We start from the raw sequence: 17046 nt of genomic DNA, 5'->3' as shown, positions 1-17046 counted from the left end.
GCTAGCCGACGACCAGGCTCCCGATGATCGGTCGGGCCAGTTTGTTCTGCGGCAGTTCGGATTTCGAGCCGTGGGCTGCGAGGGATGTGCGCGAGCTTGAGCGTCGCGCCACCCAGGAGGAGAAGACGAGCACCAGAACGGTGCCCATGTGAGCCGACGCGACGACGTGGTGTTGCCGGTCGAGATGTGGGCGACCTGACGTAGCGGGCCCTCACTGATCTCACCGCAGGCGCGGCATCGGTTGCGCCGGAAGTCGCCGAAGTGTGAACACCTCGGCGAAGCGGATCTATCGAGCGCTGCCGCGGTACTTCCGGTGGTACTCGTCGTACAGGTCGGCGTTGCGAACCCGCTCGTTGTGCTTGACCAGATCGGGATTCAATCCGTGCTGCTCGAGTCGATGCCTGCGGTAGATGACGTTCAGGGCGATCGAGAAGAAGATGTACGCGATGGGGATCGGAGAGAACATGATGAACCGGACGCCCCAGTCGGCAGGAACGAAGAGCATCGGCAGCATCAGGATGATGCAGGGAATGGCCCAGCGGACCACCATGCGCATCGGGGCGCCCTTGCCTGCCAGGTCGTTGGCGACCCAGGCACGCATGGAGTCCGGCAGCACTGCGCCATAGCAATAGCGGACGTACTGCCAGCCCCTTGGTCGAGCCGCGGTGTCTGCCATGGTTTGCGCCCTTCTCGAAATTCAATCGCGTGCTACTGAATTCTACGCGAACGCGCATACCGGACGTCGTCGAGGTGTTGTGACGTACGACGTATGCGCGGAGTGAAGCGTGAAGCCCCGGGTAGCGCTCGGTGTTGCGGCAAGGCCTCGTGGGGCAGCCAGCCGCGTGTCGGAAGGCTGCCCCGCGTGTTGCCGCGCAGAAGTATGGAGTTCTCAAGGTTCGTGCGCGGTCCCGCGGTGCGGGTGCGCAGGGGTGTGGTCTCGGGTGCGGAGGTGTGTGGTCTCTGAGGGCGGTGTCGGGTCAGTGGTGGTGGCGGTGGGCCAGGCTCAGATGGATCGTGCTGGGTTGGATGACGCCGGGCTCGCTCGTGTCTGGCTCGGTCATGCTGCGGCGGGCAGGTTGTCGAGGTTCATGGTGCGTCGGTGATAGGACATGATTGGTTCGCGTTGGGGGTCGACGGTGGTCGGTGGAATGAGCCAGGGGTGGCGGTCGTGGCCCATGACCACGTCCCAGCCGCGGTGGTGCACGTCGTCGTGGCACCAACTGCACAGCAGGCAGCCGTTGTCGAGGTCGGTGTCGCCGCCGTCGGCCCAGTGGGTGATGTGGTGAGCGCGAGTCCATGAGGCGGGCGCCCCGCATTTGATGCAGCTGTGGTCGCGCTTCTTCAGCGCTCGGCGTTGGGTGCGGGTGAAGAGGCGTTTGGTGCGGCCGACTGCCAGCGGGACTTCTTCGCCGTCGGTGATCATGACAGTGACGTCGGCGTCGCAGGCAAGACGTCGGGCGGTGGCTTCGGTGACTGCGCCCATGAACGGCAGCGTCGACAGTTCGGGAGTTGCTGCGGGAATGGTCAATCCGAGTTGTGTGGGGGAGGCCAGGCCGGCGAACGGTTGAGTGATCACGTTGTCGCCGTTGATGTTCGACGATGCGTCGGTGGCCGCGCCGTTGGCGGCGAGATCAAGGATGATCTCGAGCGCGTCGGCGCAACGACGTTCGGGACCGCGCGGGTCGTGCGAGCCGTCGGGTTGCGGTTGCGGCGCCGAGAACTTGTCGATAGCAGTCATCAGTTTCTCGGCGACGACGGCGTCGAGATCGGCTTTGACGCGGAGTCGGCCGTCGACTTTGGTGGTGGTCACCGAGTTGATGCAACGGTCTTCGGCGGCTGGCAGACCGCCGGTGTCGTCGGATCGGATATTGCCGACTGTGCGGGCGTATTCAAAGATGTCGGCCGGTGTTGTTGTCGAGAATGCCTGAGCGGCAAGCGAAGATGCGAACTGCCGCCGCTCGTCTCTATCGATAGGGGTGGCGCTGCGTTGCTCGATATGGGCTAGTCCGCGCACTATGGCGTCGACATGTGCCGACGAGAACGCGCCGTCTGCGGAGAACCCGTCGACAGTGCCGAGGCTGCCGAGGGCCCGACCTATGCGTACCCATCGGTGCGCGTCGGCGGGAGCCACTCCGAGTTCGCCCAATAGTTCAGTCATCTTGCGGCCCTGGCGTTTATCGACGCCGAGCCTACATAGCGTGGCCGTATGTGCGGCGAGCTGGTGCTCGGTGACGTTGCGCAATTCGATCAACGCGCGGATAGTCTCGCAGGCGAGGGTGGCGTCGTCGTGGTTGGCGCTCACGGCATCGCGAACCACGGCGATAGCGTCGCGCAGCGCGGCGGAAACAGAGTGGGTGGAAACAGGGTCGGCGAAGACGGGGTCGGCAAGAACAGAGTCAGTTAAAACGGCTATTGGCGACGAATCGGGCATGACTCCAAGGTACACGAATGGACGTTCGAATCAAGGGCTATTTCTGCTGGTAGAAGGCCTGTGGATAACTCGGTTTCAGGCGGCGAAATTGTCGGTGGCGAGTGGTATAGGCGACCAATTACGTGCCGAGGTTCGAGCACTCGCCCGAGCCGGACTAGAGCGAACGTGGAGGAGTGCGTACGGTCCACTGCGCGTCGTCGTATCAGCAGAATGCGCTCACGAGCGGCAATGCGATGCAGCGTCGAAATCCGTCGGTCATTGGTTCATCGGGCTTTGAGGTCGCCGGTGTTCACGACGAGCAACGGTGTGCACGCCGACTCTGATCCGGCCGGGTTCACAGCTCAGAGGTCGGAGTGCAAAGACGAAGGTGAACAGGTGGGAGTGGCGTACGCGGCCCAGTTGTACGGGAGCGCGGCGTCGTCGCACTACAGCAAGCTCGGACCATCGACGCCGGCTGTGAAAGGTTATGTCGCGGTGTGGGTTTCGGGATTGTCGAATGGCACCGGGGGAGCGGGTCATGTCGCGATCGTGCTCGCTGACCAGGGTGGGTCGTTGCAGATTCTGACGCAGAATTCAGGTGCCACGCATATCGGATCGATGAGCAAGGCCTACTTGACCGGTCTTCTGCGTCCCAAGAACCTGACGCCACCGTCCAACAATCCGATCGGGTCGATCGATGAAGTGGCGTCGCCGCGTGCAGGAGTGGTGCGGATACGAGGTTGGGCACCCGACCGCGACGATGCCGGCGCAAGCATTCAGGTGCATGCTCACGTCGGTGGACAGGCGGGTGCGCCGAACACCGAGGAACATCCCGTCGTCTTGAATAGTGCTGGCCCGGAAGTCAATTCGACGATCGGCGTGCCTGGAAACCCACGGCTTCGACGCGACCTTCGCCGTGAGCAAATCGGGAAACGTGCCGGTGTGTCTGTGCGGGATCAATGTCGGCGGCGGCGGCAATGTTCTTCTCGGTTGTCGCACGGTCAGCATCGCTGATCCACACCCGCGCGGCAGCCCCGACGAGGTGAAAGCGCTCGGCTTTGGCGCAGTCAAGGTGCGCGGGTGGGCATTTGACCCGAGTGGCAGCGGCAAAAACATCGACGTCCACATGAATGTGGGACCGCAACCGGGCCAATCGGGAAGCTACGCGAACGTCCTGACGGCAACCAAGTCGCGACCCGACGTCAATACCGCGTACGGAATCACCGGCAACCACGGGTTCGAGACCACCGTCTACACGAAACGCCGTCGGCCTCAAACCGTCTGTGCGTATGGCATCAATATCGGTGAGGGCTGGACCAATCCCCAGGTGAGTTGCAAGACGGTGACTGTCAAGTAGTTCTGGCACTTAACATTTCGCGGTGTCGTGCAGCGGTGCCCAGTGTGTTGTACTCGACTCACTTCGCCACCCGGCCCGCCACGAAATGCCGCCGGCACAGCGCTCGGTACTGCATCGGTCCGTCGGCAGTATCTCCGACGGCGACCACGTCTCCGGTCCGCACCATCACGCCGTCGACGATGCGCGCGTTCATGAATGCTGTTCGGCCACACCAACACAGCACGACGGCTTGCAGCCGGTGCATCTCGTCTGCCACCTCAACGAGACGTGCAGCGCCGTCGAACAGCTTTGATCTGAAGTCGGTGAGGAGTCCGTAGGCGAAGACGTCGAGACCGCTCTCGTCGACGATTCGCGCGAGTTGATCGACCTGCGCGACGCTCATGAACTGCGCCTCGTCGCAGACGACGTAGTCGATTCGCGAACTGGGGAAGCCCTCGACGAGCGCAAAGACGTCTGTGTCGTCGTCGATCAGCACGGCGTCGGCGACAAGTCCGATCCGACTTGTCACCAGCGACTGGCCCGAGCGATCGCGATTGGTCATAAGCACACCGACTCTGCCCTGTTGGCCCTGATTGAAGTGCGTCTGCAGCGCGAGCGTCGTTTTACCCGCGCCCATCGGACCGTAGTAGAAGACGAGGCGACCCGGCTCACCCATTGCGCAACCTCCAGACGACGACCGTCACATGATGCTGCAGACGCGGGCCGATCGCACCACTCGCGCAGGAGTATCCCGACGACGCCGGTCAATACGTAAGGTGAACAGCCCTCCTAGGCGGCCGAGTCGCAGACCGCGACGCTGAGCCCGTTCTCCTCACAACAGAACACGGCAGTCTGCTCTGGATGAGCCGCGGGCGTCACGCGTCGTCCGACGCTTCACCCGCATACCGCGCGATGGTCCCGTCGACGAGCGCTGCGATGTGTGTCCGCACGTCGTAGCTGGCCGCGTACGAACTCCACACGGGTAGCACGCGCGCGAGGGCAGGGTACTTCTCTTCGACGGTGCTCGGATCGACCGTCTCCAGCCACGACTTCTTCTCGGCATACGCACGGTTGACCTCATGCCACTGAAGCTCGAACCCGATGAGCGACCACACCGCCCGCCATAGGTCGTATGCCTGCTCGTCGTTCAGTCCCATGTCGTTAGCGGTGGAGATGAAGGCGTCGATCATCGCGTACGGCGGCACCCCCGTGCTCGCACCTTGATGAAGGAGCTCGGGCAGCCAGGGGATCGCGGCCAGGCCCGCATAGGTGTCGTAGAGCTGAGCCAACAGGCGGTCACGCGGGCCGCCTCTAGGCCTGTGCCACTTCACCCTGCTGGTGACCTCGGCAATCACCATCGACAGCAACTCGGCCTTGCTGCTGACGTAGTGGTAGACCGCCATCGGCCGCAGGTCCATCTCCTCGGCGAGCAGCCGCATGTTCAGCGCGTCGGCGCCGTCGCGATCCAGGATGCGGATGGCGGCGTCGACGATGCTTGCTCGGCGTTGCTGCGGTGTGACAGTCACTGAATCCAGATTCACACAAGCCAAGCGGGCCCGCCAGCCGTGGTCCGAGACAGAGCTGTGGCGACATCTGCCGACTGTCGGGTGCGAGCCCGTAGCTCTGTGGTGGTAAGAACGTTTGCTGATTACCTTCAAACCCTTGTGCGGTAAGCACAGAGAAAAATCAACAAATTGAGATATTGCGGATTTCTCTATCTTCCGCCCGGACGTTTCGAACAGTCCGTCTCGTCTGAGCCGACGTGCGTCGATGATCCACTGGTGAACGTCCGTCCGCAGGTCAGGGCTAGTCTTTGGGCTGAGGGTCCGCGCTGGCGCGTGACCTCGCTTACCTTACTCACAGGTATGAATTGCGTGCTGCGTTGACTCAGGTTATGTTTCTCGCATCGATCGCAGCGTGGCGTCGTACGCGTAAGAAAATCTCTTCATCTGATGTTCACAGAACGGTGTTGAAATCATGCTTCGGTGTAAACCGGGGGAAGCATGGGGGGTTAGGGGCAGGTCGAGTTCACGGCTTGCCGAACGCTGCGACGGTGCTGTCGATCAGTGTCGTGGCGTAGGTGAGAACGTCGTACCCCGACGTGTACTCACGCCCGCGGGGCACCGCGCTGACGATCGTCGGGAGGTCACACGTCGCATCCGGGCTGATCGCTTAGTGCCTGCCTGTGTCGACTGGCCAGCGTCGAGGCGCATCGCCCCACTCCAGTACCGAGCGGATCAGAAGCCACACCGAATGCTTCTGCCCGCCGCGTGCGCACGTCCAATACGCCAACGCAGTTGCGGCCGGATATGTCGATGCTGGCACGCCGCGACGGCTACTCGCTGGTCGTCCGAACCACGCTTCCGCACATCGGTCCGGTTACGCCTAGTTACCGAAAGCAATAGATACCGAACGTGGGGCTGCTGTCCAACCGTGAACTCCTTGACCTGAAGGACGAGCCGAACAGTGTGTAGTCCGATCAGATGAATTACACACCGGCAACCGTTTCGTACACGTGCGGTTTACATGCACGAACAACTTAAGCAACACGCACATGTGACGGTCAGGGCGCTCACAGTGTCAGTGGGATCTGTTGTAGTGCAAACGTGTTCGCACAACACAGTGACCGCAGTCACATCTATGAAACACGCACAACGAGCGAAAAGAGACCCCCGAATTGTGTCGCAATTACGAGCATCGTATCTTTCTCGTACGCGTGCGAAACACTCTGGACGTATGCGCTCCACCGTCGGGGTTGGTTCTGTCGTGAGTACCTCACGCGTCAAGAAGGAGAAGGAAGTGTTCCTTCGTTGCGTCGAGATCGATGCTGGCCGCTTCGTGCGGTCGACGCCGCGCTCGTCTGGCTACCAGGTGGCGTCATGACCGCCGAACGCGAGCTTTCATTTGGCAACGGGTCTCGTAGGTTTTTCCGTACCTCGGCGAGGACGTCTATCGGGTCGCCCCGAGCATGGGTGTCGGCATACCTGACACGGGTCAGCTGGAGCGACGCAGTCGTGGTGACCGTCGCTGTGCTCGCCGCGCAGATCTTCCGCTTCGGATCCGACGACCCGCTGCAGCCGAATGGCGGATGGGGCCTGCCTGCAGCCGTAGTGTCGATCGCGCTGATCGTGTGCTGGCTACTTGCGCTACGAGCGACTCAGTCGCTCGATCGCCGCATCGTGGGCTCGGGACCGCAGGAGTACAGCCGAGTGATTACTGCATGCCTGTCACTGTTCGGCGTGCTGGCAATGCTTGATCTTGTCTTCCGACTCAACATCGCACGCGGGTTTCTGCTGATTGCGTTACCTGCCGGCACGTTGGGACTCCTTCTCACGCGCTGGATGTGGCGTAAAGACCTGATTCGGCAGCGCGCCAAATCGCAGAACCTGGAGCGAGTGCTGGTGGTGGGAGCCGTCAGCCCGTCCAAACCCCTCGTCGAGCGCCTGCTCAAGAGCCCGACACTCGGCTACGACGTGGTGGGCGTGTGTCTTCCGCCGAGCCGACGCGGAACGCCCGAAGAACTACGGGTAGCAGAGCAGATGATTCCCGTGTTCGGTGACTTCGACGACGTACGTGACGCCGTGCTGCACACGGGAGCAACCACCGTCGCGGTGACGAGCGCCGAGGCACTGGGCCACCAGGCAATGCAGGATCTCTCCTGGGACCTCGAAGGCATTCACGTCGAAATGCTTGTGGCGCCCGGCGTCACGGACGTGGCTGGACCACGCATGATGGTCCGCCCGGTCGCCGGCCTGCCACTGCTGCACATCGACAAGCCCCGCTACGAGGGAGCGAACAAGTTCCGCAAGGGATTCTTTGACCGCTTCGGTGCGGGCATCGCGCTGTTGCTCGCGGCGCCGGTGATGCTCTGCGTGGCATTGGCGGTCAAGCTCGATTCCCGCGGACCGATCTTTTACAAAGCCACGCGGGTCGGCCTCAACAACGAACCCTTCAGCATGTGGAAGTTCCGGTCGATGGTTCAGGACGCCGACCAGAAGAAGGCAGAGCTTGCGCACCTCGACCAAGGTGCAGGTGTCTTGTTCAAGATGCGGGACGACCCGCGCGTGACGAGAGTCGGCAAGTTCATTCGTAGATACAGCCTGGACGAATTCCCGCAGCTCTTCAACGTGCTCGGCGGCTCGATGAGCCTAGTGGGGCCGCGACCACCGCTGCCCGACGAGGTCGAGAAGTACGACGGCCGAGTGTCCCGGCGGATGCTCGTGAAGCCAGGAGTTACCGGACTGTGGCAGGTGTCGGGGCGATCTGATCTCACTTGGGAAGAGTCTGTGCGGCTCGACCTTTCATACGTGGAGAACTGGTCGATGATGCAGGACATTGCAATTCTGTGGCGCACAGCGCAGGCGGTACTGGCGAAGGAGGGGGCGTATTAACGCGAGAACAATTCTGAACTTCAGGGTCGCGCACCCGATCCCTGGGACCAGGGTCAACTCGAAGAAAACCTGAATTGTGAGCGCTACCAAAGTTTCCACGAATGCCACAACGCTCAGCCAAAAGGCTGGCAGGAGAGTCGACTGCCTGATGGCCAACAAAGCCCCCGATGTTCCCAGCCCGATACCATTGAGTTTCGCTAGCCGACGGGAGGTTCACGAGGAGATCGTCGACCGCATCAGGCACCAACGCGGCGGACTCATTGTTACGGTAAACACGTCTATCGCTCGCCAGATAAGTCGTGGGGGTACACCATATCCAAGGGATAAGGTGGTGATGTGGACGGCTGACGGCAAGCCGCTCATGTGGATAGCGCGGCTCGAGGGGAGCCCGAGGCTAGAGCGCATCACAGGCGCTGATCTAATGCTCGAACTGCCCCGGTCCATCGCGCGTAGTTCTCCGGATACTCCCATCTGCGTGCTTGGACGGGGGGCGAGGAGGCCTCCCAAGTCCTTGCAAGGCAGAATCCGACACTGAAGTTCAGCGGAGGTGATCTACCATCCGCAGATGGCGCATCCAAGGCCATGATAAGCGCGGCACTGGCCCAACTACCAAAAACGCCTGCAATTGTGCTCGTAGGGCTGGGCTATCCAAAGCAAGAGATTCTGTCCTGTGAGCTACTAAACCGTCGTCCGGATTGCATCTTCATTGGCACGGGGGCGGCGGCACAGTTCGCATCGGGGCAGATAAGAAGGGCTCCATTAGCGGTTCAACGTGCTGGCTTCGAGTGGCTCTGGCGTCTAGCGAGCGAGCCCAAGCGTCTAGCTGTGCGATACCTTGCCAATGACCTTCCGTGGTTCATCGTCCGATGTCTGAAAGGTTTGAAGGCTCGACTATTACAGGGCGTAAAACCATTCAGGGCTCAGCCGAAAACCGAAAACCACCAAGTGCCAAATGACGATCCTGAGAGTTAGGAAGAGAGTGATCGACAAATACTCTGCGGAGGCGGACAAGGCGCCGCTAAACATCGCAATCCTAGGGCTAGGCTATGTAGGTATTACTGCGGCAGCCTGTCTTCTCAGTCAGGGACACACCGTCGTGGGTGTCGACGTAAACGCCGGTAAAGTACAACAGGCCGCTCGCGGAATCTCTCCAATTGCCGAACCCGGAGTCCCCGAGATGCTGCAATCGGGATTTGATGACGACCGCCTGTCTGCCACGACAGAGGTTCCAGAATTGTCGGGTTTCGACTGTGTGATCATATGCGTGGGAACACCTTCCGCACCTGACGGGTCCCACAACCTAAGCTTTATACTAGAAGCTGCACGGCAAGTCGCGGACTCGATATCTTCGGGTGAGCAGAGCCAGCGCACAGAACCGATCTCAGTCATATTTCGATCAACGTTCCGTCCTGGAACGATGGAGAACGTAGTAGTACCGCTCTTCCAAAGCAAGTTGGGAGACTCATACAGCGATTACGTTGATCTCGTTTACAATCCTGAGTTCCTACGCGAAGGGACTGCTGTTTCCGACTACTTCAATCCACCCAAAATCGTTGTCGGATCAGCGAAACAATCACTGCCTGAGGCTGTGAAAAAGTTATACTCCGGCGTCAATACTCCACACTATTTCACGACAGGGTTTCGCGAAGCTGAGCTTACGAAATTTGTCGACAACACCTGGCATGCGGTTAAGGTTTCATTTGCGAATGAGATCGGCAGGATTTGCTCTGCCTATGATGTCGATAGCTCGGTCGTCCATAGAATTTTCGTGTCTGACTCTAAACTAAATATATCTCAATACTATTTAAAACCGGGAGGAGCTTTCGGCGGCTCGTGTCTTCCCAAGGACGTGCGTGCTACGCAGTACATTGCATCCGCTGCAGGCATCAAGTGCGAACTCATTGATTCCGTGCTTACCTCGAACGAGTCACACAAGCAGCACCAATTGATGCGGGTACGCCGTCTCGCCTCACCGCCCGCGAGGGTGCTCATTGTAGGATTGGCCTTCAAATCTGGGACCGATGATCTGCGGGAGAGTCCCAACGTGACGTTAGCTGCGGATCTGGTTAGTGACGGTTATGAGGTCTCCATATACGACCCTATAGTTAAATCTGCAAATATAGTCGGCCAAAACTTTGGATATCTAATAGACCGGATACCGAATGTTTCAGAGAAGCTCTTGAGCGGTGAGAATATCGATGCGGGCGACTATGACTTGGTTGTCGTTAACAACTCGCTAGTTGCTGACCTTGACCTCGCCCTCGCGAAGAAGATAGTAGACCTAAGGGTGGTCACTGGAGGATTATCGGGAATCGAATCTCATGGCTAACATCTCTGTCAACTGGGTATCGCACCATCGCCGAAGCGATGAGGTAGCTGAGGCGCTGGAGCTTACGCCATATTATGTCGACAATGATTCACCCTCATTGATTGTCCGCTACGCAATGAACTGGCTCGAAACACGGAGGATAGTAAAGCAGGAAAAGCCCCGAGTGTGCGTCGTAATGCAGCCCCCGATTGTGGCGCTATTTGCCCTATTGCCATACGCACTAACCCACCGATGCAAACTCGTCGTAGATGTGCACAGTGGCGTTCTGTTCGATCCAAAATGGAGGTGGGGCTTCTCTCTCCTGGCCCGTATTGCTGCCAGAACAGGCGGCGCTGTTGTGCCAAACTCCGAACTTGCCGACGGTCTAAGGCAACGCTCCGTCGACACAGTGCTAATAACAAACTTGGTTAGACTAGCGGAATTTGCGCCAGACCTTCCTGATCAAGTCGCCGAGTTCAGAGGAAGCTACGTGCTTGCGCCACTCGCGTACGCGCATGACGAACCAATCGAGGAGATCCTTGAAGCTGCACGTGCCACTCCCAATATCGTGTGGGTACTAACTGGTAAGGCCCCCAAGGGCTTGATGGACACTTCGCCGCCCAATATCATATACCCTGGCTATGTTAGCCGTGATCACTATCAGGCGCTGGTGGCTAATAGCGCCTTGATAGTGGGGTTGACAACTAAAGAAAGCACGATGCAATCTGCAGGCTTCGAAGCTATCGCGGCGGGCAAGCCTTTCGTAACATCTGACACAAGGGTCTTACGCGAATATTTCGAGAACGCGGCGGTCTACACCTCAATCGATGCTGACGAGATTGCTGGCAATGTGACGGCAGTGCTGCAGAACATTGATGATTGGACTAAGCGAATGGCGGCGCGGCGCGAGGACAGAATTGCGATCCAACGTATCCAGGTCGAGAATGCTCGGCAATGGATTGGCAAGCTCGCGAGTACTTCGAAGTAGACGGATCGGGTCATTGAGTCATGAGATACCGCACGATAGCAGACGTCAGAGGTACTACTGCGTTGAGGCCGAGCATCACCCCAATTGTTGTGATATTTCGAAACGACTTCGAGCAGGTCGCTAAGTTATTGCTGAGTATCGAGGCGTCCATAATTGAAGCAGGTTGCTCAGCGAAACCTCCGATTGTCGTGATCAATGATGACGAAGCGCCTAGTTTCTACCTATCTCGGCATACCTGGACCGTAGTCGCTGGCCACGGCAATGTTGGATTCGGCGCCGCAGTCAATATTGCAATTCCATACGCAACGTCTGATTACATCTTTATCGTGAACCCCGACTGTCAGGCCGAGCCGAGTGAATTGCAATCACTCTTCGCGGAAGCAGTCAAACATGACATGGTGTTGTACGCTCCGCTGGTAAAGACACCCTCTGGCGCAATCGACTACAAGATGTACGAGAACTGGACATTCACGCCGTTTCGGAGGGCCTCGCTTCTGATTAGCTATGTGTTCTTCAATATTTCGCGAAGGCAAACGCTATGTAGGGGAATTAAGCTTCCAGGAACGGCAATCGTCACAACAAAATCTACTGCCCTTTCGCTTGGTTCGATTTTTGATGAGCAGTTCTTTCTCTACGGTGAGGATCGTGACCTTGCGCTTCGATGCAGGCGTATCGGTATTGAACAGCGTGTCGTACGCAGTTCTAATATCGTACATATAGGAGGAGAAAGTGGCGCAGGAATTGAAGACTTTGTGCAGACGGAAAAAATAAAGAGCAATCTCCGAATTGCAATGAATCGTTATGGCCGACTCGGATTCGAGGTCCTTGCTTGGAACCTTCGTGCCGAGTCGTGGATAAAGGATCGCCTGAGAGGCACGCGGACTTCTGTGAAGGTGCGTTCAGACGTAATGGCGTGTCGTCGACAGCTGGAAGAAGCCATATAGGATGAGAACTTCTTGGTATAGGAGACGGTCTTGAAGGTCTTGGTCTTGTGGGCCGACGATCGATCGGCAAACTACGGCGTGCGCGTGCTCGCGGAGGGAGCGGGGCACCTGAGCCGGGAAGCCTGGGGCGACGACATCGAAATTCAATGGCAGGATTTCGGACGGCCGGGGTTGCCCGGTTCGTTCGGCGTACGGGCCATTGTTCGAGATATGTTGAGCTTCGGACGATCCGGGCCCATACGCTCGGTGCTTAGGTGCGCCGATATTGTCGTCGATACTGGAGCTGGGGATAGCTTCAGCGACATTTATGGTCTAAAGCGACTGTTTGTAATGGTCTATGTACAGTTGCGGTGCATCTTTCTGGGAAAGCCTCTCGTGCTTTTTCCGCAAACTATTGGCCCTTTTCATACACGTATTGGGGCACTGGCAGCTGGAGCCGTACTTGAGCGTGCAGCGTGTGTAATTGCCCGAGAACCGCATAGCGCAGATGTGGCGGTGCAGAATCGTGCTCAGGAAGTGCTAACGTCAACGGACCTCGTCTTTGCGTTGCCTGTTCACGCGCAACCTACCCATCGAAGAGATGTTGTAGTCAACGTTTCGGGACTGCTTTGGTTTGACAATGGTCATGTATCGTCCTCCTACTATCGCGAGCAAACCATTGATTTGGTTAGACAGTTAAATGATCGAGGAAGGCGCGTCACTCTGTTAGCCCACGTGGTCGGGAGTCCGTCCGGTAATGATGACGCAACCGCGATAGCGCAGATGCTTGAGTCCGGTGTCAAAGTAGAGGAAGTCGTTATTCCCACGTCCTTGGACCAGGTTAGAGAGACTCTAGGCTCAGCGGCCTGGGTTGTGGGCGCTCGCATGCACGCGTGCCTAAACGCTGTATCGCAAGGCGTACCAGCCATTAGCTGGGGATACTCTGATAAGTTCCTGCCACTGATGGACCATCTCGGTTGGCACACCTCGCTCGATCTGCGAAAGAAGCCGCAGGCGGCGCGCCAAACTATTGAACATATCGATAGCTCTCCACTTGGCGTCGACGATCAGCATCTGAGGAGCAGCCTGGGGAAAGTGCGATCATCCGCTGACGGAGACCTGGGTTCCGCGGTTAATGTGCTGAGAGTGGTGCTTGGTGCAGTTAGATAAAGAAATTGAGAACGTCGTTCGGCGAGGGGTATGCGCAGGCTGCGGCGCTTGCGCGTGGGCGTTTGATGGAGTCGACATGGGCCTCTCTGAGGAGGGGTACTTGAGGCCGCAGATCGACAGAAGGAAGACCGGAGGCCACTCGTCTGCCGATGCGCAGCGTTTTCGGGAGTTCTGTCCAGGTGTAAAGGTGGTGTCTCCTGATCACGCAGGTGCCGAGATTGATCCGGTATTCGGGCCCCTGATTTCAGTCTGGAAGGGCTATGCTGCGGATCCGGAGCTCAGGTTCAAGGGTAGTAGTGGTGGAGTGATCACCGCGATAACGGCATGGCTAGCGGATGAGCACTCACGTGTGAGTCTTGGTGTCTGCCAGTCGCGTGAGAACGCGTCACGGACGGTGCCGATCGCCATAACCTCAAGAGAGGATGCCCTTAGGGCGTCAGGCTCCAGGTATGCGCCCTGCTCCTCGGTGGCAGGCGCAGGCGAACTTGATAGTTCTTCTGCGGTGGTAGGGAAGCCTTGCGAGGCAGCTGCTCTGCGACAATACTATTCAGCGCTAAGAAGGCCAGATGATTCTCCATTGCTCATCTCCTTCTTATGCGCAGGCACGCCAAGTCAGCACGCCACCGACAGCCTCCTTGAGGCTAGCGAGGTGAAGCTGGAGTACGCGACGCGGTTAGACTATAGAGGTGATGGTTGGCCTGGAATGTTTTCGGCCGATGACTCACTTGGTAATCACGTAGAAATTTCTTATGCGGAGTCGTGGGGCAAGCATCTTGGCCGTCGTTTGCAGTGGCGATGCAAGGTGTGTCCGCACGGCACGGGCGACCACGCAGACATCTCGGTCGGGGACTTCTGGGAGACAGACGACAAAGGGTTCCCAAACTTCACGAGCCGCGATGGCACCTCGCTGGTGTTGGCGCGAACCGCGAGAGGGCATGAGCTGATTCAGCGTGCGATTCGCGAGGGCATCCTATGTCTGCAACCAGCTGATATTCGCAAAGCTTGGCAAATACAACCGCTCCAAACCGACCGTAGGCTCGTACTCGCCTCACGCATTCTTGGAAGCAGAATCGGAGGACGAGTAGCTCCACGCTACTACGGCTTCCAGCTATATAAGGGAGCCTTTCGCTATCCTATTAGATCCGTTCGAGCGGTTCTAGGCTCCTTTCTGCGAGCGCGGGCTACGATCCGAGCGCGCTCAGTGTTGAGCACCAAGGATTTGGAGTAGTCATGCTGCAGAGAAGAGTTCGCCTTCGTTCAGCAATATCTGGAATGTCGCGGTCAGCGTCTCTGTTGGTTTTGGGGCGACTTATCTCGACTGCCCTCGCACTGGTGACTGCCCCGATCGTCGCTAGAGCGCTGGGTCCGGATGGACGTGGCGAAACTGCAGCGGTTATAGCTCTGAGCGTTATCCTCCCTGTCCTCTTCAGTATTGGTATGCCGATCGAGGTAAGAAGAATTTCTGCTCTCGGTCAAGGCGAGGCTGCGCTGCGAACGGCAAGGGTTTGGTGCGTGCTTGCAATTCCCATCTGTGTTGGCGCGGCCGCACTTCTCCGGGCCTCCTTATTTCGAGACTTTGATCGTGCAGCACAGATAACCGCTTTTGTCGCCGTTTGTTGCGTCCCAATCTCGATTCTTTGGACACTTGATGTTAGCTATCTGGTGGCGCTCGAGAAGTACAGATCTGTATTAGCAGTGCTACTAAGCCAGCCGTGTACATACCTGGTGTCGGTTATCGTTGCGCTATCTCTCGTTAGCTTAACTCCAGCCGCCGTGATCGTTTGCAGCGTTGCGGGAACAGTTGTGGCAGGAGCCGTGTCGTTTACATTGACGCGGGTATCAATTCGAGGCGCTTACGCGCGACCGGTGCCAATGTTACGAAACAGTATACGTTACGCGGGAAGTGCGGTCGCGGAGGCCGCAGGGAACCGCGTCGATCAAGTTGTGGGGCTTCCAGTGTTAGGAGCCACAGAAGCTGGCTTCTACTCGGTTGCGGCCACAGTCGCGTCAGTTCCCATAGCCTTCGGTCAGGCAGTTGGTGCGCGGCACTTTCCCAAAGTTGCTCGTGCGAAGATCGCGGGAAATATTCTCGCCGCGCGTGCAACGGCCGCTCGACGTGCTGTGGCGACGTCGGCCAGTGTGCTCCTGCCGGCGATCCTCGCCGTATTTGTTGGTATACCTGTCATCTTTGGGTCCGAGTACTCTGGGGCAGTCATTCCGGCAATTGTTTGCACAATTGGTTCATCTGCAATGATCGTCTCATACGTCCTATCATTGACGCTCGCAGCTGAAGGCCGCGGTATTCGAATGGCTGTCACGCAAGCAATTGCTCTGTGCGTAGGAATGATCGGTCTACTTCTTTTGGGGCCCAAGTTTGGAGCGGTCGGCGCAGCGGTTGCCAGCGCGCTCTCGTCTCTCGCATTGCTGATAATATTGGTCGCAGTAAGTGGGCTCTCTTTTCGAGATCTCAGGCCGCGATTGTCGGATTTCAGACACGCATTCGCGGACATGCTATCGAAGGGAGAGTGATGAAGTCAGGTGTAGAACCTAGGTCGTTTTGCGTGGCCTCATGTGGTTCGTCGACAACTTCTGCCAACACACTCTGGAAAGTCTGCGTGTGATGTATGCATCCTTGGTAGTAGTTGGTCTGGCGGTATTGCTAGCTCTAGTGGTCGTTCCACAGTGTGGCATTGCAGTTACAGTGTTCTTATGTACTGCCGCATTTCCTGCTGGAATACCGCAGGGCCTGGCGGTTGGAGGCGTAACGGTCTTTTTTTCCGAGCTAGCGCTTTTGCTTTGCGCGGTCTATTGTCTGATTGCGCTCTCTAAAAGCACAATCACAGACGCGGTTGGCGCAGTTCTTGCATGCACCACAATAGCGTTTGGTGTTGGGGGCATACTAGCTGGATATGACATCAGTGTGGTTGGTAGTGAGACCAGAGGATTGATGGCCTTTGCCGCGGCAATCGTAGTCGCAGGGCGTATCGTAGCTGCTAAAGCGTGGTATTGGGCGTATTTAGGTGTATGCATTACGCTCTGGTTCTCTGCGGCTGCTGTAATTCTAGGAAACTTGGGCGTGATTGTGCTGAGGGCGAGGGCCGACGACGCGTCGATCCTCGCGGAGGGTTCTGCTCCGAGCGGAGTCGTTCGCGTACTGACGCCAGCGACCCAACTTGGAGTAGCGACCTTGGCCGTGTGTATTTCAGTGACGATCCTAAACCCTCGTCGTGCTGCATCAGTACTTGCGCTGGTGTTGCCTGCCGCTGTAATTACAATATTTGCTTTCTCGCGAAATTCTATCGTGATTATTGGTTTAACAGTTATATTGACCCCGATTCTGGCTCGAAGCGGCCGTGGGTTGCTGCGAAGTATAGGAGTTACGGCGGGGTTTGTGTTGGTGTATTTCCTGTTGGGATCCGCATTATCGAGCGTGTCCGATATACGGGCTCTTCGAAGTTAGCCGGGCACTGCTCAGCAGTGGAATTGCTGGTTGTTGGCCCGCTGGGCGCGGGTGCAGTGG

General features: G+C 58.1%; 14 protein-coding genes. 9 read left to right on the top strand and 5 right to left on the bottom strand.

What is annotated here, in order from left to right; translation table 11 throughout:
• Window position 1 precedes the first annotated feature (1 nt).
• The 3 genes from A5788_RS23810 to A5788_RS09060 form a co-directional block, all read right to left on the bottom strand.
• Window positions 2-148: a hypothetical protein gene (locus A5788_RS23810; RefSeq protein WP_156525475.1), complete on the bottom strand. Its 147-nt coding sequence runs from the start codon at window positions 146-148 to the stop codon at window positions 2-4.
• 138 nt (window positions 149-286) lie between these two features.
• Window positions 287-676: a DUF5313 family protein gene (locus A5788_RS09065; protein ID WP_049700807.1), complete on the bottom strand. Its 390-nt coding sequence runs from the start codon at window positions 674-676 to the stop codon at window positions 287-289.
• 381 nt (window positions 677-1057) lie between these two features.
• Window positions 1058-2431 carry an HNH endonuclease gene (locus tag A5788_RS09060; protein WP_082937910.1) on the bottom strand — a complete coding sequence of 458 codons (1374 nt, stop codon included), beginning with the start codon at window positions 2429-2431 and terminating at the stop codon, window positions 1058-1060.
• Window positions 2432-3326: 895 nt separating this feature from the next.
• Here A5788_RS09060 and A5788_RS09050 point away from each other — a divergent pair.
• Complete coding sequence (locus tag A5788_RS09050; RefSeq protein ID WP_156525474.1) at window positions 3327-3767, top strand: hypothetical protein; 441 nt, start codon at window positions 3327-3329, stop codon at window positions 3765-3767.
• 58 nt (window positions 3768-3825) lie between these two features.
• Here the strand turns inward: A5788_RS09050 and A5788_RS09045 are convergent, their stop codons facing one another.
• The gene (locus tag A5788_RS09045) at window positions 3826-4422 is read right to left on the bottom strand and encodes a thymidine kinase (RefSeq protein ID WP_064866510.1); all 597 of its coding nucleotides are present in this window, start codon (window positions 4420-4422) and stop codon (window positions 3826-3828) included.
• Between the two features lie 199 nt (window positions 4423-4621).
• Window positions 4622-5272: a TetR/AcrR family transcriptional regulator gene (locus tag A5788_RS09040; protein WP_064866610.1), complete on the bottom strand. Its 651-nt coding sequence runs from the start codon at window positions 5270-5272 to the stop codon at window positions 4622-4624.
• Between the two features lie 1353 nt (window positions 5273-6625).
• Here A5788_RS09040 and A5788_RS09035 point away from each other — a divergent pair.
• From A5788_RS09035 to A5788_RS24560, 8 genes are all read left to right on the top strand, one after another.
• Window positions 6626-8137, top strand: coding sequence for a sugar transferase (locus tag A5788_RS09035; RefSeq protein ID WP_064866508.1), 1512 nt, complete (start codon window positions 6626-6628; stop codon window positions 8135-8137).
• 471 nt (window positions 8138-8608) lie between these two features.
• Window positions 8609-9109, top strand: coding sequence for a WecB/TagA/CpsF family glycosyltransferase (locus A5788_RS24575; protein WP_082937912.1), 501 nt, complete (start codon window positions 8609-8611; stop codon window positions 9107-9109).
• Window positions 9090-10466 (top strand): nucleotide sugar dehydrogenase, encoded by a 1377-nt coding sequence (locus tag A5788_RS09030; protein ID WP_082937913.1) that lies wholly within the window; start codon window positions 9090-9092, stop codon window positions 10464-10466. The genes A5788_RS24575 and A5788_RS09030 overlap by 20 nt, the downstream gene beginning before the upstream one ends.
• A gap of 469 nt (window positions 10467-10935) precedes the next feature.
• Window positions 10936-11433 carry a glycosyltransferase family protein gene (locus A5788_RS24050; protein WP_197494497.1) on the top strand — a complete coding sequence of 166 codons (498 nt, stop codon included), beginning with the start codon at window positions 10936-10938 and terminating at the stop codon, window positions 11431-11433.
• 89 nt (window positions 11434-11522) lie between these two features.
• Entirely contained in the window at window positions 11523-12377 is an 855-nt protein-coding gene (locus A5788_RS23480) for a glycosyltransferase (RefSeq protein ID WP_197494498.1), read from the top strand.
• Between the two features lie 210 nt (window positions 12378-12587).
• A complete protein-coding gene (locus tag A5788_RS24570) occupies window positions 12588-13526 on the top strand; it encodes a polysaccharide pyruvyl transferase family protein (protein ID WP_442902845.1) in 939 nt (312 codons plus the stop codon).
• 76 nt (window positions 13527-13602) lie between these two features.
• Window positions 13603-14754, top strand: a complete 1152-nt coding sequence (locus tag A5788_RS24565; protein ID WP_082937916.1) for a Coenzyme F420 hydrogenase/dehydrogenase, beta subunit C-terminal domain — start codon at window positions 13603-13605, stop codon at window positions 14752-14754.
• 2 nt (window positions 14755-14756) lie between these two features.
• Window positions 14757-16055: an oligosaccharide flippase family protein gene (locus tag A5788_RS24560; protein ID WP_082937917.1), complete on the top strand. Its 1299-nt coding sequence runs from the start codon at window positions 14757-14759 to the stop codon at window positions 16053-16055.
• Window positions 16056-17046 lie beyond the last annotated feature (991 nt).

The organism is Gordonia sp. 852002-50816_SCH5313054-c (assembly GCF_001665925.1).
In the GTDB taxonomy this organism is placed as follows: Bacteria; Actinomycetota; Actinomycetes; order Mycobacteriales; family Mycobacteriaceae; genus Gordonia; species Gordonia jacobaea.
This window is presented reverse-complemented; position numbering and strand designations above follow the sequence as displayed.